The sequence below is a fragment of the Arthrobacter sp. UYCo732 genome (genome assembly GCF_040547265.1).
Classification (GTDB): domain Bacteria; phylum Actinomycetota; class Actinomycetes; order Actinomycetales; family Micrococcaceae; genus Arthrobacter.
In genome coordinates, this window is the sequence record NZ_JBEPPJ010000001.1 from 1 (window position 1) to 22246 (window position 22246).

Annotated in this window: 18 protein-coding genes and 2 pseudogenes; 13 read left to right on the forward strand and 7 right to left on the reverse strand. The window is 63.7% G+C overall.

The window, feature by feature from the left end; translation table 11 throughout:
* The coding region (locus tag ABIB45_RS00005; protein ID WP_354213828.1) for an IS110 family RNA-guided transposase at window positions 1-911 on the reverse strand (911 nt) is incomplete at its 3' end.
* Between the two features lie 324 nt (window positions 912-1235).
* On the opposite strand from ABIB45_RS00005, the pseudogene ABIB45_RS00010 reads away from it, so the two are divergent.
* Window positions 1236-1489, forward strand: a pseudogene (locus ABIB45_RS00010) (IS982 family transposase); the annotation flags it as partial.
* On the opposite strand, the pseudogene ABIB45_RS00015 reads toward ABIB45_RS00010, so the two are convergent.
* A pseudogene (locus tag ABIB45_RS00015) lies at window positions 1479-1951 on the reverse strand (LLM class flavin-dependent oxidoreductase); the annotation flags it as partial. The pseudogenes ABIB45_RS00010 and ABIB45_RS00015 overlap by 11 nt on opposite strands.
* A gap of 247 nt (window positions 1952-2198) precedes the next feature.
* Between ABIB45_RS00015 and ABIB45_RS00020 the strand changes: the two are divergent.
* The 5 genes from ABIB45_RS00020 (at window position 2199) to ABIB45_RS00040 (ending at window position 9634) form a co-directional block, all read left to right on the forward strand.
* Window positions 2199-3962: an ABC transporter family substrate-binding protein gene (locus tag ABIB45_RS00020; RefSeq protein ID WP_354213829.1), complete on the forward strand. Its 1764-nt coding sequence runs from the start codon at window positions 2199-2201 to the stop codon at window positions 3960-3962.
* A gap of 276 nt (window positions 3963-4238) precedes the next feature.
* The gene (locus tag ABIB45_RS00025; protein WP_354213830.1) at window positions 4239-5924 is read left to right on the forward strand and encodes a peptide ABC transporter substrate-binding protein; all 1686 of its coding nucleotides are present in this window, start codon (window positions 4239-4241) and stop codon (window positions 5922-5924) included.
* Window positions 5925-6049: 125 nt separating this feature from the next.
* Window positions 6050-6979: an ABC transporter permease gene (locus tag ABIB45_RS00030; protein WP_354213832.1), complete on the forward strand. Its 930-nt coding sequence runs from the start codon at window positions 6050-6052 to the stop codon at window positions 6977-6979.
* Complete coding sequence (locus tag ABIB45_RS00035) at window positions 6969-7916, forward strand: ABC transporter permease (protein ID WP_354213834.1); 948 nt, start codon at window positions 6969-6971, stop codon at window positions 7914-7916. The genes ABIB45_RS00030 and ABIB45_RS00035 overlap by 11 nt, the downstream gene beginning before the upstream one ends.
* Window positions 7917-7927: 11 nt before the next feature.
* On the forward strand, window positions 7928-9634 hold the full coding sequence (locus tag ABIB45_RS00040; protein WP_354213835.1) for a dipeptide ABC transporter ATP-binding protein: 1707 nt from the start codon (window positions 7928-7930) through the stop codon (window positions 9632-9634).
* Between the two features lie 124 nt (window positions 9635-9758).
* On the opposite strand, the gene ABIB45_RS00045 is transcribed toward ABIB45_RS00040, so the two are convergent.
* On the reverse strand, window positions 9759-10538 hold the full coding sequence (locus ABIB45_RS00045) for an SGNH/GDSL hydrolase family protein (protein WP_354213836.1): 780 nt from the start codon (window positions 10536-10538) through the stop codon (window positions 9759-9761).
* A gap of 373 nt (window positions 10539-10911) precedes the next feature.
* On the opposite strand from ABIB45_RS00045, the gene typA reads away from it, so the two are divergent.
* Window positions 10912-12840 carry a translational GTPase TypA gene (typA, locus tag ABIB45_RS00050; protein ID WP_354158259.1) on the forward strand — a complete coding sequence of 643 codons (1929 nt, stop codon included), beginning with the start codon at window positions 10912-10914 and terminating at the stop codon, window positions 12838-12840.
* A 172-nt stretch (window positions 12841-13012) separates the two neighbouring features.
* Here the strand turns inward: typA and ABIB45_RS00055 are convergent, their stop codons facing one another.
* Window positions 13013-13252 carry a putative acetyltransferase gene (locus tag ABIB45_RS00055; RefSeq protein WP_354213837.1) on the reverse strand — a complete coding sequence of 80 codons (240 nt, stop codon included), beginning with the start codon at window positions 13250-13252 and terminating at the stop codon, window positions 13013-13015.
* Between the two features lie 135 nt (window positions 13253-13387).
* Here ABIB45_RS00055 and fdxA point away from each other — a divergent pair, with 135 nt between their 5' ends.
* The 3 genes from fdxA to ABIB45_RS00070 all read left to right on the forward strand — a co-directional run bounded on the left by fdxA (window position 13388) and on the right by ABIB45_RS00070 (window position 16388).
* Window positions 13388-13714, forward strand: a complete 327-nt coding sequence (gene fdxA, locus ABIB45_RS00060; protein ID WP_354213838.1) for a ferredoxin — start codon at window positions 13388-13390, stop codon at window positions 13712-13714.
* Window positions 13715-13727: 13 nt separating this feature from the next.
* The gene (gene dapC, locus ABIB45_RS00065) at window positions 13728-14876 is read left to right on the forward strand and encodes a succinyldiaminopimelate transaminase (RefSeq protein ID WP_354213839.1); all 1149 of its coding nucleotides are present in this window, start codon (window positions 13728-13730) and stop codon (window positions 14874-14876) included.
* Window positions 14877-15104: 228 nt separating this feature from the next.
* Window positions 15105-16388, forward strand: a complete 1284-nt coding sequence (locus ABIB45_RS00070) for a citrate synthase (RefSeq protein ID WP_354213840.1) — start codon at window positions 15105-15107, stop codon at window positions 16386-16388.
* An 88-nt stretch (window positions 16389-16476) separates the two neighbouring features.
* Here the strand turns inward: ABIB45_RS00070 and galE are convergent, their stop codons facing one another.
* Window positions 16477-17490 carry a UDP-glucose 4-epimerase GalE gene (gene galE, locus ABIB45_RS00075; RefSeq protein ID WP_354213842.1) on the reverse strand — a complete coding sequence of 338 codons (1014 nt, stop codon included), beginning with the start codon at window positions 17488-17490 and terminating at the stop codon, window positions 16477-16479.
* 66 nt (window positions 17491-17556) lie between these two features.
* Between galE and ABIB45_RS00080 the strand changes: the two genes are divergently transcribed.
* Window positions 17557-18168: a TetR/AcrR family transcriptional regulator gene (locus ABIB45_RS00080; protein WP_354213844.1), complete on the forward strand. Its 612-nt coding sequence runs from the start codon at window positions 17557-17559 to the stop codon at window positions 18166-18168.
* Between the two features lie 94 nt (window positions 18169-18262).
* Window positions 18263-18874 (forward strand): hypothetical protein, encoded by a 612-nt coding sequence (locus tag ABIB45_RS00085; RefSeq protein ID WP_354213845.1) that lies wholly within the window; start codon window positions 18263-18265, stop codon window positions 18872-18874.
* Window positions 18875-18907: 33 nt separating this feature from the next.
* Here the strand turns inward: ABIB45_RS00085 and ABIB45_RS00090 are convergent, their stop codons facing one another.
* Together ABIB45_RS00090 and dapD are read right to left on the reverse strand one after the other, a co-directional pair.
* The gene (locus ABIB45_RS00090) at window positions 18908-19768 is read right to left on the reverse strand and encodes a hypothetical protein (protein WP_502914508.1); all 861 of its coding nucleotides are present in this window, start codon (window positions 19766-19768) and stop codon (window positions 18908-18910) included.
* Window positions 19769-19772: 4 nt separating this feature from the next.
* A complete protein-coding gene (gene dapD / locus ABIB45_RS00095) occupies window positions 19773-20813 on the reverse strand; it encodes a 2,3,4,5-tetrahydropyridine-2,6-dicarboxylate N-succinyltransferase (RefSeq protein ID WP_354213846.1) in 1041 nt (346 codons plus the stop codon).
* Window positions 20814-20863: 50 nt separating this feature from the next.
* Here dapD and dapE point away from each other — a divergent pair, with 50 nt between their 5' ends.
* Window positions 20864-21997, forward strand: a complete 1134-nt coding sequence (gene dapE / locus ABIB45_RS00100) for a succinyl-diaminopimelate desuccinylase (RefSeq protein WP_502909074.1) — start codon at window positions 20864-20866, stop codon at window positions 21995-21997.
* The last annotated feature ends 249 nt before the right edge of the window (window positions 21998-22246 follow it).

A 22246-nucleotide genomic window follows, 5' to 3' on the forward strand; every position in this document is an offset into this window, starting at 1 on the left:
GCACGGGGTCCGATGCCAGGTATCTCATCAAGGCGTGAGATGGCGGTCAGCTGGGCCGCGTCGGGTCCGGTGCCGGCGTTGGGGCCGGTGGTGCCGTCGGGGTCGACGCCTTGGGCTGCGCGGATTGCCGCGATCTCTTCGATTCGGGTGCTCAGATGTTCGATCTGGCCGGTCAGGGTGTCGACCTGGTCCAGCAGGACCCGGGCCAGCTCGCCGTGGTGGTCGTCGAACCGGCCGGTGAGGGCCTGAACCAGCGCGGCGTGTTTGACCCGCAGCCGGCCCCTGGCCAGGTCCGCCAGGACGAGGGGGTCACGTTGCCCGGCGATCAGCGCCTCGATCATCGCCCTTCCGGAAACACCCATGATGTCGGTGGCCACGATCGAGATCTTGATCAGCGCGTCCTCGAGCAGCTTCTCCAGGCGTTGGACGTGACGGGAACGTTCCGTGGTCAGGTCCAGACGAAGGCGGGTGTAGTCGCGCAGCCGGCGGATCTGGACCGGCGGGACGAACGAGGGACGCAACATGCCCCGCTCGTTCAGCTTGGCCAGCCAGATCGCGTCGAGTTTGTCGGTTTTAGGCCTGCCGGGGACGTTCTTGACGTCGCGGGCATTGACGAGCCACACCTGCAGACCGTGTGCTTCGAGCAGGTAGTAAAACGGGCGCCAGTAGTCGCTGGTGGACTCCAGCACGACGCGCTCGATGCCCTCGGATGCCAGTTCCTCAGCCAGACCAAGGATCGCGTTGGTGGTGGCCGCCACCTGCCATACCCTGCTCACCCGTTTACCCGGGGTGGTCTCATGCGGCACCCGCGTGCACACCATCCGACTGGCCTTGGCGACATCGATCGCCGCGACCCGTTGCACGAGCTGATCGTCGTCGGCGACGTCGATCTGCATCCCTTCCACACCCATCGGAATTCCCTCCTGCGTGACGCTGCAATGAAGGGTTGCCCGGGGCTCATAAGGGAAACCGAGAATCTGATCGGCGTGCTCAAGGCAACAGTGCGCGGCCCTTCACGAAGCCCCACGCCAGACTAATCCACGGGCTCAGGCGCCAAGGAACGGTCGACGTTGCGGGCAACCCAATCCAATTTTCACGCCGGCACGGCGCCCCCGCCAGGGGGTATGAAGGCTAGATGAGTAATTCCAAGGGATGCTCTGCCCGGCGTGGCTTGATGTGTTTGTAGGCAAGGGTGTCCAGAATCGGCGGTATCAACGTCGAACTTGGAGGCTCACGTGGACACCGATCTGGACACCTTGCCACTGCATTCTATGTGAAGGTCGATGACCTGTTGAAGGCGTATCCGGGACGTATCCCGCCGCGTCCCCGGATCGGTATTGCGCCCAGGATCAGTGATGCCGAACTGATGACGCTGGCCGTGATGCAGGCGCTGCTGGGCTTTACCAGCGAGGCACGGTGGCTGCGCCACGCACGGAAGTGCCTGCGCCCGATGTTTCCGTATCTGCCGGGCCAGGCCGACTACACCCGATGAGATCGGGGGCGAACAGCATCCCCCTTGGCCCCTGCGGGGCCCGGGTCCAAGCCGTGCGTTCATGGACGTATCGCTGGTACTTTTCCCGCTGTCTCGCTGAAGCCGAATCGGTCGGCATCACCACCAGTCCTTGTGAGGCCCGGGCTGGCCGGTGTGATTGGGACGACGCCGTGGCAGCTTCACGATAGGCGCGGATCTGTGCTTGCTGGATTTGCGCGAACTCCTTTTCCTGATTCGATTCGGGGAAGATCACACTGCTGGAGAGCAGATTGCATCCGTTTGCCCCCGCCCAGATGGCTGATTTCTTGCTTGCCGCCCATCGGGGTCACGGCGGTTCCAAAGCTCGATCCGGGAGGTGCGCTGGCTGGCCGCGGCCATGATCGCAATGTGGGAGGAGATTCCGAACTGCAGATGGCGGTGGCGCAGCCAGGCGCTGTCGAATCCAAGCCGCTCGCCCAGGCATGGGCGTCCTTCAGTGATCGGTGTACGGCTGACCCTCATGATATGCGGGGGCCGGACCCTGCTCCTGCGAAGGATTGCGTGGCGACATAAACGTGTGCGGGAGACCTACCAGCGGGCGCAGCCGGACAACACTGGCCCACCTTGGAACCGCTAGAATTCAAGGAAAACCAGGAGATTCAACGTCGCGCGGGGATATGAGGTACTTTCTTTGCAACGTCTGATTCCGGACTGCAAAGGAGACTCCATGCCGCTAAGGCGCCTGATTGAGCTCATCACCGGGGCCGTGGTGGCGGCTCTGGTCATCTCAGGATGCTCCGGCTCGGGGGGAGCCGCACCAGTGGTGGTGGGGGAGTCGAACCGCGGCGGAAGCGCAACGGTTGCCGAGGTGAACGCTTTTACCTCCTTCAACCCGTTTAGTGCTGCCGGCAACACGGACATCAACACAAAGATCGGCCACATCACCCATTCCGGGTTCTACTACGTGGACAACACCGAACAGGTGGTCCACAACGAGAAGTTCGGCCGCTTTGAAAAGGTCTCCGACCGGCCCCTGAAGGTGAGGTATACCGTCAACGAGGGTGTGAAATGGTCCGACGGCGAAGCTATCGACGCCGGGGATCTCCTCCTCGCGTGGGCAGCCGGTTCCGGTTATTTCGACGATGCCAACTCTTCGGCAGGCACCGGCACGACGTACTTCTCTGCCGCCTCTGACAGGACCGGACTCGCGGCCACCGCACTCCCGGAGACCGGAAGCGACGGCCGGTCCATCACCCTCGAGTACACCTCCCCGTACGCGGACTGGGAGGTGGCGTTCGACGTCGGACTCCCGGCCCATGTTGTTGCCGCTAAAAGCGGCCTGAACGACGAAGACGACCTTATTAAGCTGATCAAAAGCTCGCCGCGCGGCAAGGCCGACGAACCCGCGGTCAACTCACCGCTGAAGCGGGTCAGTGACTTCTGGAACGCCGGATTCAACAGCAAGACGCTGCCTCAGGACCCGGCCATGTACCTGTCCAGCGGCCCCTACATCGTCCGGGACATCGTACCGGACACCTCAATGAGGCTCGTCCGGAACAAGGACTACGTCTGGGGGCCAGAGCCTTACCTGGATGAGATCAACGTCCGGTTCACCGGGGCCGTCCCTGCCGCCGTCTCGGCGCTCAGCACGGGACAGGCGGACGTCATTGCGGCGCAGCCGTCAGCCGGGACCGATGGCCTCTTCGAAGGGCTGGCCGCCAAGGGGAACACCGTTGAGCGGTACAGCCAGTCAGGTTACGACCACCTAGACCTCAAGTTCTCCGGCCCGTTCGCAGACAAGAAGGTCCGTGAGGCATTCCTTAAGACAGTTCCGCGGCAGGAGCTCGTCGAGGACGTGGTGGGCGGTTTGATGGCGGATGCGAAACCGTTGGACTCGCACGTTTTCCTGCCGTCCCATCCCAAGTACGCCGAGACGGTGAAGAACAACGGGTCCACCAAATATTCGGAGGTGGATATCCAGGGTGCAACGTCCCAGTTGCGCGGTGCTGTCCCCACAATCCGGATCCTGTACAACAAGGACAATCCCAACCGTGTTCGGGCCTTTTCCCTGATCCGGGACTCGGCCCGCCTGGCGGGCTTCACCGTTAACGACGCAGGCCTTGGCAATGCGGACTGGGTGTCCGCGCTGAGCACCGGTTCGTACGACGCTGCCATCCTCGGCTGGATCGGCCCCGGAGTCGGCGTCAGCCGCATCCCGCAGATCTTCAAAACCGGGGGTGGCAGCAACTTCAACGGGTTTTCCGACGCCGATGCTGACAAAGCCATGGACGACCTCGCCAGCACCACGGACCTGGCGAAACAGGACGAACTGATGGCCGACGTCGACAAGCGGGTATGGGAAAACGCCTACGGTTTGCCGCTCTACCAGACACTTGGAACGATCGCGTTCAGCAACCGCGTGACCGGCGTTAAACCCAGTTCGGGCGTCCTGGGTGTGTGGTGGAACGTGTGGGAGTGGCGACTGAAATAGGCCGGGACGGGCTTGCCGAACGCCCTGCGCACCGGCGCCCGGGGCCGAGTTCGCCCTCAGTCCTACCAACGAGTAGCATGTGACTTGCGCAACTTTCCGGGGCAGGCTAGTTATCGGCGGTTAACTGATTACGGTTTGGCAACGGTGTACCAGTATTTGGACTTTGTGCGGTTAGGCTACTCGTACATGGGCTACGTCACAGGGTAGATCTGTGGCAGGCCTGCCGGGGAGCAAACGATTTCCCCTGATCATCTCCCACAACTCATAGGAGGCGGAATGCGTTTCACGCGCACTTCCAAAGCACTCGGCATGGTGGCGATCGCCGCCCTAGCCCTGACCGGCTGCGGCGCTGGAGGCGGCAGCAATGACGGCGCCAGCCAATCTGCCGCTGACCCCAACAAGGTCATCACCGCTTACAACGGCGAACCCCAGAACCCGTTGCTGCCGGCGAACACCAACGAGACCAGCGGTGGGCACGTTGTAGAGCTGCTGTTCGAAGGCCTCCGTAGCTATGATGCCGACGGCAAGCCGGTCAACGCCCTCGCAGAGTCCATCGACTCGCCTGACGCCCAGAACTGGACCATCAAGATCAAGCAGGGCCAGAAGTTCACCAATGGCGAGGCCATCACCGCCAAGACGTTCGTTGACTCCTGGAACTTCGCAGCGAACTCCAAGAACCTGCAGAACAACAGTTTCTTCTTCGAATCCATTGCCGGCTATGAAGACGTCTCCGCGGTAACCACGGAGAAGTCCGCGGATGGCAAGACCACCACCACTCCGGCCCCGAAGGCCGAGACCATGTCCGGTTTGACGGCCACCGACGATTCCACCCTGACAGTGAAGCTGGCCCAACCGGAGGCGGACTGGTCGCTTCGCCTTGGCTACTCGGCCTTCTACCCGCTGCCCTCCGCTGCCCTAAAGGACCCCAAGACGTACGGCGAAAACCCTGTGGGTAACGGCCCGTATAAGTTCGAAAAGACGGGCGCCTGGGTCCATGACCAGTCAATCTCGCTCGTCAAGAACGCCGACTATAGCGGTCCCCGCGCAGCTAAGAACGGTGGCGTGACGTTTAAGATCTACACTGATCCCAGCCCCGCCTACACGGACCTGCAGGCTGACAACCTTGATATCACCGACGTTCTGCCCTCCAACGCGACGAAGACCTACGTCACGGATTTCCCGGACCGTAACGCCACCAAGCCGGTTGCCAGCGACGCTACTCTGAACATCCCGGGCTACAACGCGAACTTCCAAGGGGAAGCTGGAAAGTTGCGCCGCCAGGCACTGTCCTACGCCATCAACCGTGAGGAAATCACCAAGGTGGTCTTCAACGGAACCAAAACGCCGGCTACAGGGTTCGCCCCGCCGGGGATCGACGGCTACAACAAGAACATCCCGGGCAGCGAAGTGCTAAAGTTCGACGCGGCCAAGGCCAAGGACCTCTGGGCCCAGGCCGAAAAGATCAAGCCCTACGACGGCTCCAAGCCGCTCCAGATTGCGTCCAATACGGACGGTGGACACAAAGAGTGGATTGATGCCGTGGCCAACGGCTTCAAGAACAACCTCGGCATCCAGGCTGAAATCCAACCCTTCGCCAAGTTCGCTGAAGTACTCAACCTGCGCAAGTCCCAGTCCCTTCCGGGCCTGACGCGCGGTGGCTGGCAGGGTGACTACCCGTCGCTGTACAACTTCCTTGGACCTGTCTGGGCCACGGGCGCATCCTCCAACTACGAGAAGTACTCGAACCCGGAGTTCGACAAGCTGCTCAAGGAAGGTCTGGGCGCCAAGTCCACCGATGAGGCAAACGCCAAGTTCAACAAGGCACAGGAAATCCTGTTCCAGGACCTTCCCGGACTGCCGCTCTGGGATTACACCCGGCCTATCGTATGGAGCAATACCGTCATCAATGCTGAGACCGGCTGGAATGGCGGCATTCTCTACTACAACATCACCGCCAAGTAGTCTCCAGGATCTAAACTTGCCGTCAGGCTAACTGGGGGTCCGGCACCAGCCGGGCCCCCATTGTCCTGTAGGCAGGAAGGCACACATGAAATCCCCCTCTTCGCTTCCCGAAGGCTGGTGATCCGGTGGTCCGCTTTATTCTGCGACGACTCCTCCAAGTGATCCCCGTCTTCATCGGCACCACGCTTTTGGTTTATTACATGGTATTCGCCCTTCCCGGCGACCCCATTGCTGCGCTCTTCGGGGACCGCCAGCCCCCGCAGGCTGTCATCGACACCCTCCGCAGCCAGTACCACCTCGACCAGCCGTTCTGGGTCCAGTACGGACTCTTCCTGCAGAACCTCTTCACGTTCAACCTGGGCAATGACTTCACCGGTCAGCCCATCGCAGCAAGCCTGGCCCGGGTCTTCCCGGTCACGGCAATGCTGGCGGTTGAAGCGCTGGCCATCCAGGCCATCTTCGGCGTCGCCTTTGGCGTCTTCGCCGGGCTCCGCCGCGGCGGCTGGTTTGACTCCACCGTCCTGGTGGCCTCCCTCGTGGTCATCGCTGTCCCCACTTTCGTCCTTGGCTTCGTCTGCCAGCTGGTTTTCGGTGTCCAGCTCGGTTGGGCCAAACCCACGGTCGGTGCCACCGCGGACTGGGGCAGCCTGCTGCTTCCCGCCATAGTCCTGGGACTCGTGTCCTTCGCCTATGTGCTTCGCCTGACCCGGGCCTCGGTGAGCGAAAACATGAACGCCGACTATGTACGGACCGCCACTGCAAAAGGCCTGTCCCGGCCGCGGGTTGTGATGGCACATATCCTGCGCAACTCCTTGATACCGGTGGTGACTTACCTCGGCGCCAACCTCGGCGGCCTGATGGGCGGTGCCATCGTGACGGAAGGTATCTTCAACGTTCCCGGCGTAGGCAACAAGCTCTATCAAGCGGTCCTGCGCAGCGAAGGGCCCACCATCGTCTCCATCGTCAGCGTCCTTGTGCTGGTCTTTGTGGTGGCCAACCTGCTCGTTGATCTCCTGTATGCCTGGCTAGACCCGAGGATCCGTTATGACCAGTAGTAATAACAGCCACTTCGTGGCGCCCATCGACGAGACACCGCTGCTTGCAACGGACGCCGTCAAGACCGACCAGGCACCACTGAGCCTGTGGTCGGATGCATGGCGTAAGCTCCGCCGTCGGCCGCTGTTCATCATTTCCTCGCTCCTGATTCTCGCGCTACTGGTCGTGGCGCTCTTTCCCGGCCTCTTGTCGTCGGTGGCACCGAACGACGGCTGCGAGCTGGCCAACTCGGAAGGCGGTCCCACCGCGGGCCACCCGTTCGGCTTCACGTTCCAGGGCTGTGACATCTATTCCCGCGTTATCCACGGCACACAGGCCTCCCTCTCGGTGGGTGTGCTTTCCGTGCTGTGCGTGCTTGTCACCGGTGTCACGATCGGCGCCATCGCCGGCTACTACGGCGGCTGGGTTGACGCAGTGCTCGCCCGACTGGGCGACATCTTCTTCGCGTTGCCCCTGATCCTTGGTGCGCTGGTCATCACCCAGCTTCCGCTGTTCAGGGAAAACAGGAGCGTCTGGACGGTCGTGTTTGTCATCGCCCTGCTGGCTTGGCCTCAAATGGCGCGCATCACCCGCGGAGCCGTGATCGAGGTCCGCAACGCAGACTTCGTGACCGCGGCCCGCTCGTTGGGCGTTTCGAGGTTCGGCGCGCTTGTCAGACACGTCCTGCCGAACGCGCTGGCACCGATCATTGTCCTGGCCACCTTGGAACTGGGTGTGTTTATCGTGGCGGAAGCCACCCTGTCCTTCCTGGGGATTGGGCTCCCGCAGGGCATCATGTCCTGGGGCAATGACATTGCGGGTGCCCAGGCATCCATCCGCACCCATCCACAGATCATGCTCTACCCGGCAGCGGCGCTGTCCATCACCGTGCTGAGCTTCATCATGCTCGGTGATGCTGTCCGGGACGCGCTTGATCCGAAGAGCCGTCAGCGATGAGAGACAAAGAGATGACTACTCCCGAAATCAACATCGACGAGGCGGGCCCCGCGGGCTTAGAGCCTTTGCTGGAAATCCGCGACCTGGCCATTACGTTCAAGACCGGCGGCGGTGACGTCCAGGCAGTCCGCAGTGCGCACCTGACCATCATGCCCGGTGAGACCGTGGCCATTGTGGGCGAATCAGGCTCCGGCAAATCCACCACCGCGCTTGCCGCCATCGGGCTCCTGCCCACCAACGGCGCGGTGTCGGGCGGGCAGATTCTCCTTGACGGGGAGGACATTGCCCATGCCTCCGAAAAGCGGATGATCGAACTGCGCGGCAACACGGTTGGCATGGTCCCGCAGGATCCCATGTCCAACCTGAACCCGGTCTGGAAGATCGGCTACCAGGTCAAGGAGACCTTAAGGGCCAACGGGCAGCCCAGCGGCCCGGACGACATCGCCAAGGTGCTGTCCGAGGCGGGCCTCCCGGACGCCCACCGGCGCGCCAACCAGTACCCGCACGAGTTTTCCGGCGGTATGCGCCAACGTGCGCTGATCGCCATCGGGCTGTCCTGCCAGCCGCGACTGCTCATCGCGGATGAGCCGACGTCCGCCCTGGACGTCACGGTTCAGCGGCAGATCCTCGATCACCTGGACACCATGACCACGGAGCTCGGCACGGCCGTCCTGCTCATCACCCACGATCTGGGTCTGGCCGCTGAGCGGGCAGACAAGGTGGTGGTGATGTACCGGGGCCGGGTGGTGGAATCCGGTCCTTCCCTGGAGTTGCTCCGGAACCCGCAGCACCCCTACACCCGTCGGCTCGTTGAGTCAGCACCGTCGCTGGCAAGCCGGCGTATTCAGGTTGCCAAGGAACAGGGCGTGGAAGCGTCCGACCTGCTGGTGGCCGCCACCAAGGCGGCTGCCGCGGATAACATCCTGCAGATCCATGACCTGCGGAGGGTCTACAAACTGCGTAGCGGCCTGGGGAAATCGACGGACTTTGCAGCCGTCGACGGCGTCAGCTTTGACGTCAAGAAAGGAACCACGACGGCGATCGTGGGGGAGTCCGGCTCGGGCAAGTCCACTGTGGCCAGAATGGTCCTGCAACTCGAAAAGCCTACTGACGGCAGGATTCTTTTCGACGGCGTCGACACGTCGCTGCTCAAGCCCAAGGAACTGTTCAAGTTCAGGCGCCGCGTGCAGCCTATCTTCCAGGATCCGTATGGTTCGCTGGACCCGATGTACAACATCTTCCGGACCATCGAGGAGCCCTTGCGGGTCCACAAGATTGGTGACGCAGCCAGCCGCGAAAAGAAGGTGCGCGAACTCCTGGACCAAGTGGCGTTGCCGCAGTCCACCATGCAGCGCTATCCCAATGAACTCTCAGGCGGACAGCGCCAGCGTATTGCGATTGCCCGGGCCCTGGCCCTGGATCCGGAAGTGATCATTTGTGATGAGGCCGTGTCCGCCCTGGACGTGCTGGTCCAGGCCCAGGTGCTGAACCTTCTGGCAGACCTGCAGGCCAACCTTGGCCTGACGTACCTCTTTATTACCCATGACCTGGCGGTGGTCCGCCAGATTGCGGACCACGTCTGTGTCATGGAAAAGGGAAAGCTGGTGGAAACCGGGTCCACGGATGATGTTTTCGAATCGCCGCAGCAGGATTACACCAAGGCACTGCTGAACGCGATCCCCGGGGCTAAGTTGATGCTTCCGCCGGAAGTTGCCTGACCGAAGCACCTCAGTCCGCGCGCCTGAGTCCGGACAAGGATGGAGCCGGTGCCCTGCGGGGCACCGGCTCCATCCCTGCTAAAGGCGTCCATTCCGGGTGGCTCGATCCTCAGTTGAGACTCGGTCAGCTTGCCGGGACCTGCGGTGTGGCCGCCGAGGGGACAGTGCCTCCCGTTGGCTGCAGTTCGAGCCGAAGCTGCCGGAGCCTGCTCTCGAGCAGCCCGCCCAGGGTCTTCCGTCCAGCTGCGTCCATGTGCACGGCATCAGCCAGGTTCTTGGCGAGGTTGTACTTGGTCAGCCAGTCGCCGACGCCCACAAACGGGATGCCGTGCCTGACAGCCAGCGTTCCCAGCAGCGCGTCAACCTGGGTCCTGCGACCGCCGCCGTGGTCGGCGCCACGCGCCAGCGTGCCGATCAGCGCCATCGTGGCGCCCGGATAGCGCTCCTGCAGGGCATTGATCAGGCGTTCGGCGTTGGCCTCGATCTGCGCGTCCGTCGCGCCGCGGGCGGCATCGTTGCCGCCCCCCTGGATGACAATCAGAGCCGGCGCCCCATAAGGGAGCTTCCAGTCTCCCTGTTCCAGGGCATCGATGTAATTGCCGGTCTTTTCGTTGGCAGCCACGAACCCGGTTCCGCCGAGTCCGCAGAAGTGCACCTTGTAGCCAACAGCGGCCAGGCCAAGGCGCGGCCATCCGTCGGCCGGTTCGGACTGGGAATCGCCGATGAGGAGCGCCGTATGCCGCATGTCCGGCAGCACTACTTCGTCACGGCCGCTTGCGGGATTGCGGATAACGTAACCTGCCGGGTCCACTCCGGGGGCGTTGTATCGCCCGGCAACACCACCTGCTGCCCCGGGTCCGGCCGCGGCCGCAGGCGCCCCGGCCGCAGGCGCAGAAGACTGCACGGCGGACAAAGCATGTGGTGCAGGTGCCTGCCCGCAGCCGCCGAGGAGGACGCCAGCGGCGATTCCCGATGCGACTAGGCGGGACAGAGCCGAGGCTTTTCGCATCAGTGGTTCTCCGGGCTTGCTTGACGTATCACAGCCATGATGGGGCAGAATGTGACGAAAATCCAGTGACTTTGCTCACAGTCCGGCCGTGTCGGGGCCTAGGCCGGCGCTTCGGCCAACCGCGGACCGTTCGCGATTTTTAGGCGCATTAAGCCGCAGCGTTTAGAATAATGGAAGGCGCCCTGTGTTAATGGGCCAATCCGTCGTGGACTCCGGTTGGAAATGCGGCGAAATTCTACAGCTGACCCACTGAATCGAGCACTTACGCATGTCTGAAACCACCACCAACACCGCGGTAGCCACTGCCTCACGCAGTGACCTCCGCAACGTCGCGATCGTGGCCCACGTTGACCACGGCAAGACCACACTGGTCGACGCCATGCTCAAGCAGACCAACTCTTTTGCCGAACACAACCACCTCGAAGACCGCGTGATGGACTCCGGCGACCTGGAGCGCGAAAAGGGCATCACCATCCTGGCCAAGAACACCACCGTGGCCTACAACGGACCGTCCTCCAAGGGTGAAACCATCACCATCAACGTCATCGACACCCCCGGCCACGCCGACTTCGGCGGCGAAGTAGAGCGCGGACTGTCCATGGTGGACGGCGTTGTACTCCTCGTTGACGCATCCGAGGGCCCGCTGCCCCAGACCCGCTTCGTGCTGCGCAAGGCCCTGGCCGCGCACCTGCCGGTTATCCTCCTCGTCAACAAGACGGACCGCCCCGACGCCCGCATCGAGGAAGTTGTCCATGAGTCGATGGACCTCCTCCTGGGCCTCGCCTCGGACCTCGCCGACGAAGTTCCGGACCTGGACCTTGACAAGATCCTTGAGGTGCCGGTCGTCTATGCAGCAGCGAGGGTGGGCCGCGCCTCCCTGGACCAGCCCGCCGACGGCTCCGCTCCGGACAACGAAGACCTTGAGCCGCTGTTCAAGACCATCATCGAGCACATCCCGGCCCCGACGTACAACCCGAACGGCGTCCTCCAGGCACACGTGACCAACCTGGATGCCTCTCCGTTCCTGGGCCGCCTTGCCCTGCTTCGTATCTACAACGGCACCCTGCGCAAGGGCCAGACCGTTGCCTGGGCCCGCGCCAACGGCGAGCTCAAGAACGTCAAGATCACCGAACTGCTGGCCACCAAGGCACTGGACCGTGTTCCCACCGAGTCTGCAGGCCCGGGCGAAATCGTCGCCGTTGCCGGTATCGAGGAAATCACCATTGGTGAGACCCTGACCGACGTCGACAACCCGCAGCCGCTGCCGCTGATCACCGTGGATGATCCCGCGATCTCCATGACCATCGGTATCAACACCTCGCCGCTGGCCGGCCGGGTCAAGGGCGCCAAGGTCACGGCCCGCCAGGTAAAAGACCGCCTGGACAAGGAACTGATCGGTAACGTCTCCATCAAGGTTCTCCCCACCGAGCGTCCCGACGCCTGGGAAGTCCAGGGCCGTGGCGAGCTGGCCCTTGCCATCCTGGTTGAGCAGATGCGCCGTGAAGGCTTCGAACTGACTGTCGGCAAGCCGCAGGTTGTCACCAAGACCGTCGACGGCAAGATCCACGAGCCGATGGAACACATGACCATCGACGTTCCGGAAGAGTACCTCGGCGCCGTCACCCAGCTGATGGCCGCCCGCAAGGGCCGCATGACCAACATGGCCAACCACGGCACCGGCTGGTGCCGCATGGAGTTCATCGTTCCGGCCCGTGGCCTGATCGGCTTCCGCACCAAGTTCCTCACCGACACCCGTGGTGCCGGCATTGCTTCCTCCATCGCCGAGGGCTACGAGCCGTGGGCCGGCCCCATCGAGTACCGCACCAACGGTTCGATCGTGGCTGACCGCTCTGGAGTGGTCACCCCGTTCGCGATGATCAAGCTCCAGGAACGCATGTCATTCTTCGTGCAGCCCACCTCCGAGGTCTACGAAGGCATGATCGTTGGCGAGAACTCACGCGCCGATGACATGGACGTGAACATCACCAGGGAAAAGCAGCTCACCAACATGCGCGCAGCGTCCTCGGACACTTTCGAGAACATGACCCCGCCCCGCAACCTGACTCTGGAAGAATCCTTGGAATTCGCCCGCGAAGACGAGTGCGTTGAGGTGACCCCGGAGTCCATCCGTATCCGGAAGCTCATCCTGGACGCCAGCGAACGCGCCAAGGCCACCCGCGCCCGCGCCAAGTCCTAATAGAGTTTTTGTCCAGATAACGGCACTTTTGGTCTGCCTGGGCCTCGTTATCTGGACAAAAACTCGGGGGTGGGGCGGCTGAGTCAGCTGTCATGAACTGCCGGTACGGCAGGCGGGATTCCCGCCGTCGTACCGGCAGTTTTTTTGCCTGCTGAAGGTGATCCTCAGAAGGTCAGCGGCGCACCGGGCGCCGCCCGGGGGCTGGCGGCACTTCCTTAGCGGCGACCACGAGGTCCAAAGGGATTACGACGTCGGCCTTCCGCGTCCGGACTGTGCACTCGCCGTCGTCGGTGGCCACCAGGTGGCCCAACGCGTCTGTCAGCCCCCCGTCGATTCGGTAACGGACCACAACCCTGGTTCCGGGCGCGGCGGTGGCCAGGAAATCACGGGGCGTAGGCTGGGCGGGACTCACCAGTTCATACTAAGGCGGCCCGCTAGGTTCGCGGGAACGGGCTGGGAGATAATAGGCTCAGAAGTCAACAGTCCGGCTATTGAGCCGGATTCAAGGGCCGGCGTTCGCCGGAAACAACGTGGAGAGGCAAGGGACGTGACGTACGTAATCGCGCAGCCGTGTGTAGATGTCAAGGACAAGGCATGTATTGAGGAGTGCCCGGTCGACTGCATCTATGAGGGTGAGCGTTCCCTGTACATCCACCCTGATGAGTGCGTCGACTGTGGTGCCTGCGAACCGGTATGCCCGGTTGAGGCCATCTACTACGAGGATGACACCCCTGAGGAATGGGCTGACTACTACAAGGCCAACGTCGAATTCTTCGATGATCTGGGGTCACCCGGCGGTGCCGCCAAAATTGGCAACACGGGCAAGGACCACCCTATGATTGCCGCCCTGCCGCCGCAGAACCAAGACCTCTGAGCCGGGCTCTCCGGTGTCCTCAGCGGTGAACACTTTTGGCCTGAGCCTGCCCGATTACCCGTGGGAGGCAATGGCCCCGTATCTGGCCAAGGCGTCCGAGCATCCCGGCGGGGCCGTGAACCTCTCCATCGGCACCCCCGTGGACCCCACGCCGGCGCTGATCCAGGAAGCCCTCAAAGCTGCTGCTGACGCTCCGGGGTACCCCACGGTTCACGGCACTGCCGGCCTGCGTGAGGCCATCGCCACGTGGTTTGACCGCCGCCGCGGAGTGCCGGGCCTGGATCCGAAGAACGTGATGCCGACGGTGGGGTCCAAGGAACTGGTCGCGTGGCTGCCCCTCCTGCTCGGGCTGAAGCCGGGCGACGTCGTCGTCCGCCCCAAGGTGGCTTACCCCACCTACGACATCGGGGCCACTCTCGCTGGTGTCACCTCCGTGGCAACAGACAACCTGGACGAACTCGACGACGTTACCCGCGCCAGGGTGCGCCTCATCTGGGTCAACTCCCCGGGGAATCCCACCGGAAGTGTCCGGGACGTTGAGTCGCTGAAGGCCCTGGTGGCGCACGCACGCGAACTCGGCGCTGTGGTGGCCTCGGACGAGTGCTATGCGGAGCTCGGCTGGGGCGCGTGGGATGCCCAGCGGGGCGGCGAGCAGATCCCCAGCATCCTGGATCCGCGCGTTGCCGGCGGCTCACACGAGGGGCTCCTTGCGGTCTATTCATTGAGCAAGCAGTCCAACGTGGCAGGCTACCGGGCAGCATTCGTGGCGGGAGATCCGGCCATCATGGCCAATCTCGTCAACAGCCGCAAGCACGCCGGCATGATTGTGCCGTACCCCGTGCAGGAAGCCATGCGGGTGGCGCTTGGCGACGACGGCCACGTCATGGCCCAGAAAGACGTCTATCGTGGGCGGCGCGAACGCTTGATTCCGGCACTGCAGCGCTTTGGGCTGGAGATCAAGGATTCCGACGCCGGACTGTACCTCTGGTCCACTGCCGGCGAGAGCACGTGGGAAACTGTGGCGCGGCTGGCCGACCTGGGCATCGTGGTGGGGCCGGGCGTCTTTTACGGCGAAACAGGCAACGGCTATGTGCGAGTCGCGCTGACCGGTACCGACGAGCGGATCGACGAGGCCGTGACCCGGTTGAGCACGATGCCGTAACAATCGTGTGACTAGTACCACAAACGCGGCGTTTTGGGGGGCATTTGAATGCCGCCGATTAGCGGCACCAGTCCATTCGGCGGTACTTTTTAAGTGACTATCAATGGTGGCTTTCTACAAGAGGGCAGCCCGGGTGTTGGAATCCTGACAGAGCAGGGACAGTGCGCGGCTCACCGGATGTTGGATCAAGCTTTCGACAGAGGCCAAGCGCCTCATGAAGGGGACTCCATGACCGAGACCAACAGCGCAACCCTGCACCATGCAGGAGGCGAGCTCAAGCTCCCGCGCATCCAGGTTGTTGAAGGAAACGAAGGCTACGACGTTTCCAAGCTGCTCAAGCAGACGGGCGCAGTCACCTTTGACCCCGGCTTCATGAACACCGCAGCAACCGCCTCCGCTATCACCTACATCGATGGCGATGCGGGCATCCTGCGTTATCGCGGATATCCCATCGAGCAGCTGGCACAGCACTCCAGCTTCCTTGAGGTTTCCTACCTGCTGATCTATGGCAACCTTCCCAGCGCCACGGAGCTGGAAGCCTTCGACCAGCGCATCCGCCACCACACCCTGCTGCACGAGGAGCTCAAGGGCTTCTTCAGCGGCTTCCCGCGTGACGCCCACCCGATGCCCGTGCTGTCCTCGGCTGTCTCGGCGTTGTCCACGTTCTACCAGGACTCGCTGGACCCGTTCAACGCGGAACAGGTCGAGGTGTCCACGTACCGGCTGCTGGCCAAGATGCCGGTCATCGCCGCCTACGCCCTGAAGAAGAGCATCGGCCAGCCCATGCTGTACCCGGACAATTCCCACAACCTCGTGGAGAATTTCCTGCGCCTGAGCTTCGGTCTGCCCGCCGAGCAGTATGAGGTGGACCCGGTCATCGCCAAGGCGCTGGACCTGCTGCTGATCCTGCACGCCGACCACGAGCAGAACTGTTCCACCTCCACGGTGCGCCTGGTGGGCTCCTCCAACGCCAACCTCTTTGCCTCGGTGTCAGCCGGCATCAACGCCCTCTTCGGCCCCGCCCACGGCGGCGCCAACGAGGCAGTGCTGAAGATGCTCCGCCAGATCCAGGCCGACGGCACCAAGCCCGAGGACTACATGGAGAAGGTCAAAAACAAGGAAGACGGCGTCCGCCTCATGGGCTTCGGACACCGTGTCTACAAGAACTACGATCCGCGTGCCAAGATCGTCAAGGCTACGGCCCACGAGATTCTCACCAAGCTCGGCGGCAACGACGAACTGCTGGAAATCGCCCTGCGCCTGGAAGAGAAGGCGCTGAACGATGACTACTTTATCCAGCGCAAGCTCTACCCGAACGTGGACTTCTACACCGGCCTGATCTACAAGGCCATGGGCTTCCCGGAGAAGATGTTCACCGTGCTGTTCGCGATCGGCCGCCTGCCGGGCTGGATCGCCCAGTGGCGTGAAATGATCAGCGACCCGAACACCAAGATCGGCCGCCCGCGCCAGCTGTACATCGGCGAGCCGGAGCGCGACTACCCGGCACGCTAGCCACCAAAGCAACGCGGGGTCACTTCCCGCCTTCTCCACACCATGGATTGGGCCGGAAGTGACCCCGCGTTGTTTTAAGAGTTGCTATCTAAGCGGAGTAGCCGAGGGGGTTGTTCTTTTGCCAGCGCCAGTGATCTTCGCACATCTCGTCCACAGTCTTGGTGGTGGACCAGCTCAGGTCAGCCAGGGCCGAGGTGGCATCTGCCCAGAACGCGGGGAGGTCACCCGCCCGGCGCTCGGTGATCTCATAGGGGATGGGCTGACCCACGGCCTTCTCGAACGACCGCAGGACCTCCAGTACGGAGGAGCCCTTGCCGGAGCCGAGGTTCCAGCGGAACACGCCTGCGCGGTCGGCAACGTGGTTCAGGGCCGCCACATGGCCTTCGGCGAGGTCCACCACGTGGATGTAGTCACGCAGGCAGGTGCCGTCCGGGGTGTCGTAGTCGCCGCCGAAGACCATCAGTTTCTCGCGGCGCCCAACGGCCACCTGGGCGATGAAGGGTACGAGGTTGTTGGGGATTCCTTGGGGATCTTCGCCAATACGGCCGGACGGGTGCGCGCCCACCGGGTTGAAGTAGCGCAGCAGGGCGATGTGCCAGCGGCCGTCCGCGGCGCCCAAATCCGCGAGGACATCCTCGATCTGTTCCTTGGTCCGGCCATAGGGGTTGTTGGCGCCGATCTCCATTTTCTCCACGTAGGGAATGGGATTGTGCTCGCCGTACACGGTGGCGGAGGAGCTGAAGACAATGGAGCGGACGTCATGGCGGTCCATGACGCGGACCAGGTTCAGTGTGCCCACGAGGTTGTTGTAGTAGTACTTGAGCGGCTCGCGCACGGACTCACCCACGGCTTTCAGGCCGGCGAAGTGGATGACGGCGTCGATCGAGTTGCCTACGAAGACGCTGTCCACCGCCGCCTCGTCCACGAGGTCAACATGGTGGAATTCCGCGCTCCTGCCGCTGAGCCCCGCTACGCGCCGCAGCGATTCCTCGCTCGAGTTCACCAGGTTGTCGAGCACCACCACGTCGTGCCCGGCTTCCTGCAATGACAAAACAGTGTGCGAGCCGATGTACCCGGTGCCACCTGTGACCAGAATTTTCATGCCTCCCACGCTATCCCAATTCCACCGTTGGAAAGGCTTCCAGCACGGGTGTGCTAAATAATAAGTGTGCCCAAAATCGTTGATGCCGAAGCCCGGCGAGCAGAGATCGTGGAAGCCGTCTTCAGGATTATCGCCGTGGACGGGCTGGAACGGGCCTCCCTGCGCGAGGTGGCCGACGAAGCCGGCCTGGCTGTGGGCTCCGTCCGGCACTACTTTGCCGGCAGTGAGGAGCTGCTCAGGTTTTCCTTCGCGGCCGTCGTGGACCGGATCCTGGCCAGGCTTACCGCAGCCCTGCCAGCGATGGAGGGGAGCGTTCCGGCGTCTGACGCGCAGCATGAGTCCGTTTTAACCCTCCTGGGTGAATTCCTGCCGCTGGACGAAGATCGGGCCGTGGATGCCTGCGTCTGGATGGCGTTCAAAAACGCCGCCCGGATCCGGCCCTTCCTCGCGGCGGAAGCCGACCGCAGCCACCGGGAGGTGGCCGCCGTCGTCGGGCGGGTGATCAACGCATTGGTGACCGACGACGGCGGCGGCCGCCAGTCGCTGACGGTCGAGGCAGAGCGGCTGCTGGCTACTATCGACGGGCTCTGCATGCACGCCCTCCTCCAGCCGGCCTGGATGACTGCACAGATGTGCCATGACGTCCTGGAGCGGCACCTGAGGAGCGTTGCCGCCTGACATTACCGTCCGGGGTCAACGGGAATAGACTGGGAGCCAGGGGAGGGCAGCCGGCCAACCGAGCCGGTACGGGCAGGCCACAGGAGGAAATGGAATGCATCACACAGGTGGTTCCGGTTGGCAGATCACCACGGACACGTCCGGACCCCTGATGATCGCGCTGTTTGTCCGCGACGCGGCAGGCCTTGACGGCGCAGGCAATCCGGCACTGTCACACGCGGCGCCCAAGATCCGCCATGCCGACCACTCACATCTCACCGCGGACGTCGGTGGAGTCAGCGCACTCAAGACCGAATGGGAAGCCTGGTGGGAGCAGCTGCTTAAAGCGCATCCCCAGACTGCCCCGGAACTGTCCCCGCCCGACTTTGAGGCCTTTGGCAACTCCCCGGCCCTCCAGCGTGTCCTGCAGGCGCATTTCGGCTCCGCCCTGACGTGGGCGCGGGAACGCCGCAGCGAATATGCCCGGCTGGAGGCCGAACGGGTGGCCAGTGGATCGGACCAGCTGTTGGGCGACCTAGTGGATGACCGGCTGATGGAGGTTGGCCGCGAGGCTCGGGACTTCAGCCTGACCATCATTGAACTGCCGCTCAACGAACAGCGGGCGTGGTACCTGGAGCCGGACAAGATCATCATGAGCCACAACCTCATGTCCCAGCCGGAACTCTTCCGCAGCTACGTCCAGCCGGTCGTGGAAATCCTCGTCTGAGGAGGTCGGCGATGCGGATTCCGGCGTGGCCGGTCAGTTGCCCGTGCCCGCAGGTGCCACCGTGATCCTGACCTGGCCGTCCGCTGCGTCAGAAACCTGCCAGCCGGCCTGGTCCTGGCGGAGCCAGCTCCTGCCGGCAACATCCACTTGGGTCACGGCGAGCTGCTTGGCGTTGGCCACGGCCCACTGCGCCACGGACCAGGCGTGGCTGCCGCTGGCTCGAACAACCAGCACTTCGCCCTCGGTAACAATCGCCAGGGCGCCATACGCCTGGACGAGCTCGGTCTCGACGATGTCAGGCGCACCGGACTCCTGGGGAGCACGGAGGATGCACTGCACCGCTTCCGGGGTCTGTCCGGACAGTGCTGACGCGAAGGACCGGCCCATCACTTCATGCTGGGTGTAGGCGTGGGGGAACGCCGAACGCTGGACCCGTTGGGCGGCGTCGGTGATTTCCAGGGACTCATAGCCGGGGATCTTGACCAAGGCGTCGTAGAAGGCGTTGGTGGCATAGTACGGGTCCATGACCTGAGCCTTGGTGCCCCACCCCTGCGACGGACGCTGCTGGAACAGCCCGCGGGAGTCAGGGCCGGCCGAGTCGCCGTGGCCAATGTTGCGCAGCTTGGATTCCTGCATGGCAGTCGCTAAGGCGATGCTGGCTGCCCGCGGCGGAAGGCTGCGCCGAACGGCCACCGCGGTGATCAGCGAAGCATAAACCGCCTGGTCCGTTGCAAGCGCCGCGTGCTGGGTCCCGACGTCGGCCGTGCAACGCTCCGAAACCAGGGTTTCGGAGCGTTGCACGAAAGCCACCACGGTATAAACGCCGCCAGCTAAAAGCGCCAGGGTAAGCAGGAGCACGGTGGCGCGCCAGAAATCACGTCCACGTGCTGCCAACGCGTCAGTTGGCGTGGAGGGCGTCGTTAAGTTCCACCGTCTGGCCCTTGCGCGGCAACGCTTCCACGGCGCCCGTGGTGGAGTTACGGCGGAAGAGGAGGTTGGGGACGCCGGACAACTCTGCGGCCTTGACGATCCTGGTGGTGTCCTCGCCCACTTCGTCCCTGGGCCCGGGCACCCGCACGCGCGTGCCGGCGGTGACGTAGAGGCCAGCCTCCACCACGGAGTCATCGCCAATGCTTATTCCGACGCCGGAGTTGGCGCCGAGCAGGACGCGCTCACCGACGGCGATCCGCTCCTTGCCGCCGCCGGAGAGGGTGCCCATGATGGAGGCGCCGCCGCCGACGTCGCTGCCGTCGCCGGTGACGACGCCCGCCGAGATGCGGCCTTCCACCATGGAGGTGCCCAGGGTGCCGGCGTTGAAGTTCACAAAACCTTCGTGCATCACGGTGGTGCCTTCGGCGAGGTGGGCACCGAGGCGTACGCGGTCGGCGTCGGCGATCCGGACACCGGAGGGTACAACGTAGTCCACCATGCGGGGGAACTTGTCGATGCCGTAGACGGTGACGGCGCCGCGGCGGCGAAGCTTCGCACGCGTCAGCTCGAAGCCTTCCACAGCAGCGGGGCCGAAGTTGGTCCAGACGACGTTGGGGAGCTTGCCGAAGACGCCGTCCAGGTTGATGGTGTTGGGCCGGACCAACCGGTGGGAGAGCAGGTGCAGTCGAAGGTAGGCGTCGGCGGTGTCGGCCGGCGCTGCATCGAGGTTGATCTGGACGAAGACCACCTTCTGCTCGGTGCCGCGGTCCGGGTCAGCGCTATCTTCGGCGAGCTGGCGCAGGGTTGCGTCCGCGTTCTCCACTGAACGCAGGCTCTCGGTTGCGATGCCCAGTGCCGGTGCCGGGAACCAGACGTCCAGCATGGTGGCATCGGCTGTGTCTCCGCCCGTGGCGGTAGCGATGGTGGCTAACCCGAAGCCGTAGGCGGAGCGGCCTTCGGAGATTGCGTTCTGGTCTTCGGGCACGGCGGAAGTAGCGGTCTCAGTCATGCCTCCAGTCTAGCGAGAGGCTGGCACAGGGTTCGAACTAGACTGGCAACGTGACTGCCGAAACCACCCCTGAACCGACCACCATGCCGTTGGACCTCCGTCAGGACGTCGCCGTGCTGACCGCCGCCCTGATGGACATCAACAGTGTGTCCGGGAATGAGACGGAGCTCGCCAACGCCGTCGAAGTGGCGCTGCGGGGCATTCCGGAGCTTCGGGTGGTCCGCGACGGCGACTCAATCATCGCCCGCACAGAGCTGGGACGGACGGAACGCGTCATCCTGGCCGGGCACCTGGATACCGTGCCTTTGCCAACTACCGAAGACGCACGGGGCACGGTTCCGTCCACCTGGGAATCGGGAATTCCGGGGAAGGGCGTCCTGTATGGGCGCGGTGCCACGGACATGAAGGGCGGCGTTGCAGTCCAACTCGCGCTGGCGGCCACCATGTTCGACGGCGGCGCGTCCCCAAAGCGCGACGTTACCTTCGTGTTCTACGACCATGAGGAGGTGGAAGCGGTCAAGAGCGGCCTGGGCAGGCTGGTCCGCAACCACGGCGACCTCCTGGACGGCGACTTCGCCATTCTCCTGGAACCAACCCATGGCACCGTGGAGGGCGGCTGCAACGGCACCAGCCGATTCGAAGCCACCACGGTGGGGGAGGCGGCGCATTCTGCCCGCGCCTGGATGGGGAGCAACGCGATCCACGCCGCGGCACCCATCCTGGCCCGGCTCGCCGCCTACGAGCCCCGGACCATCAACGTTGATGGCCTGGACTACCGCGAAAGCCTCAACGCGGTGAAGATCAACGGGGGAACGGCCGGCAACGTCATCCCCGACCGTTGCGTGGTGGAAATCAACTACCGCTTCGCGCCGGACAAGTCCCCGGACCAGGCGGAGGCCCACGTCCGCGAACTCCTGGCCGGCTTCGACGTCGTCCGCACCGATGCCGCTGCGGGCGCCCGGCCGGGACTCAACCACCCTGCTGCAGCGTCCTTCGTGGCCGCCGTCGGTGCCGAGCCCAAACCGAAATACGGCTGGACCGACGTCGCACGTTTCAGTGAACTGGGCATCCCCGCGGTGAACTTCGGCCCCGGCGACCCGCTGCTGGCCCACAAGGACAACGAGCACGTCGACGCCGACGCCATCCGCGAGTGCCTGCGTGCGCTGCGGAGCTGGCTGGGCTGATCCGATGACCCGTCCGGGAACGCTACTGCTTGGCTCGTGAATGCCAATCGGTTGTCAAAATTGCCATGCAGCTCCGCCGTCGCCGCGCTGGACATCGCCCGCCGGAATGGGTGCCGACGCCACGGTGAAGCCGTGCCGACGGCGGCAACTTCCCGGCCGACGTCGACGTTGAGTAGGGTGGACGTTTCGCCGCTTATGACCCACGAAGTGTCGATTGTGGACGTTGTGGCCGGCTTGGAACTCGCCGCA

Bases quoted from the DNA above. Each gene is read 5' to 3' on its own strand.
- ABIB45_RS00070 (WP_354213840.1), top strand. From the start codon at position 15,105: ATGACCGAGACCAACAGCGCAACCCTGCACCATGCAGGAGGCGAGCTC.
- ABIB45_RS00020 (WP_354213829.1), top strand. From the start codon at position 2,199: ATGCCGCTAAGGCGCCTGATTGAGCTCATCACCGGGGCCGTGGTGGCG.
- ABIB45_RS00085 (WP_354213845.1), top strand. From the start codon at position 18,263: ATGCATCACACAGGTGGTTCCGGTTGGCAGATCACCACGGACACGTCC.
- dapD (WP_354213846.1), bottom strand. From the start codon at position 20,813: ATGACTGAGACCGCTACTTCCGCCGTGCCCGAAGACCAGAACGCAATC.
- ABIB45_RS00040 (WP_354213835.1), top strand. From the start codon at position 7,928: ATGACTACTCCCGAAATCAACATCGACGAGGCGGGCCCCGCGGGCTTA.
- galE (WP_354213842.1), bottom strand. From the start codon at position 17,490: ATGAAAATTCTGGTCACAGGTGGCACCGGGTACATCGGCTCGCACACT.
- typA (WP_354158259.1), top strand. From the start codon at position 10,912: ATGTCTGAAACCACCACCAACACCGCGGTAGCCACTGCCTCACGCAGT.
- ABIB45_RS00025 (WP_354213830.1), top strand. From the start codon at position 4,239: ATGCGTTTCACGCGCACTTCCAAAGCACTCGGCATGGTGGCGATCGCC.
- ABIB45_RS00035 (WP_354213834.1), top strand. From the start codon at position 6,969: ATGACCAGTAGTAATAACAGCCACTTCGTGGCGCCCATCGACGAGACA.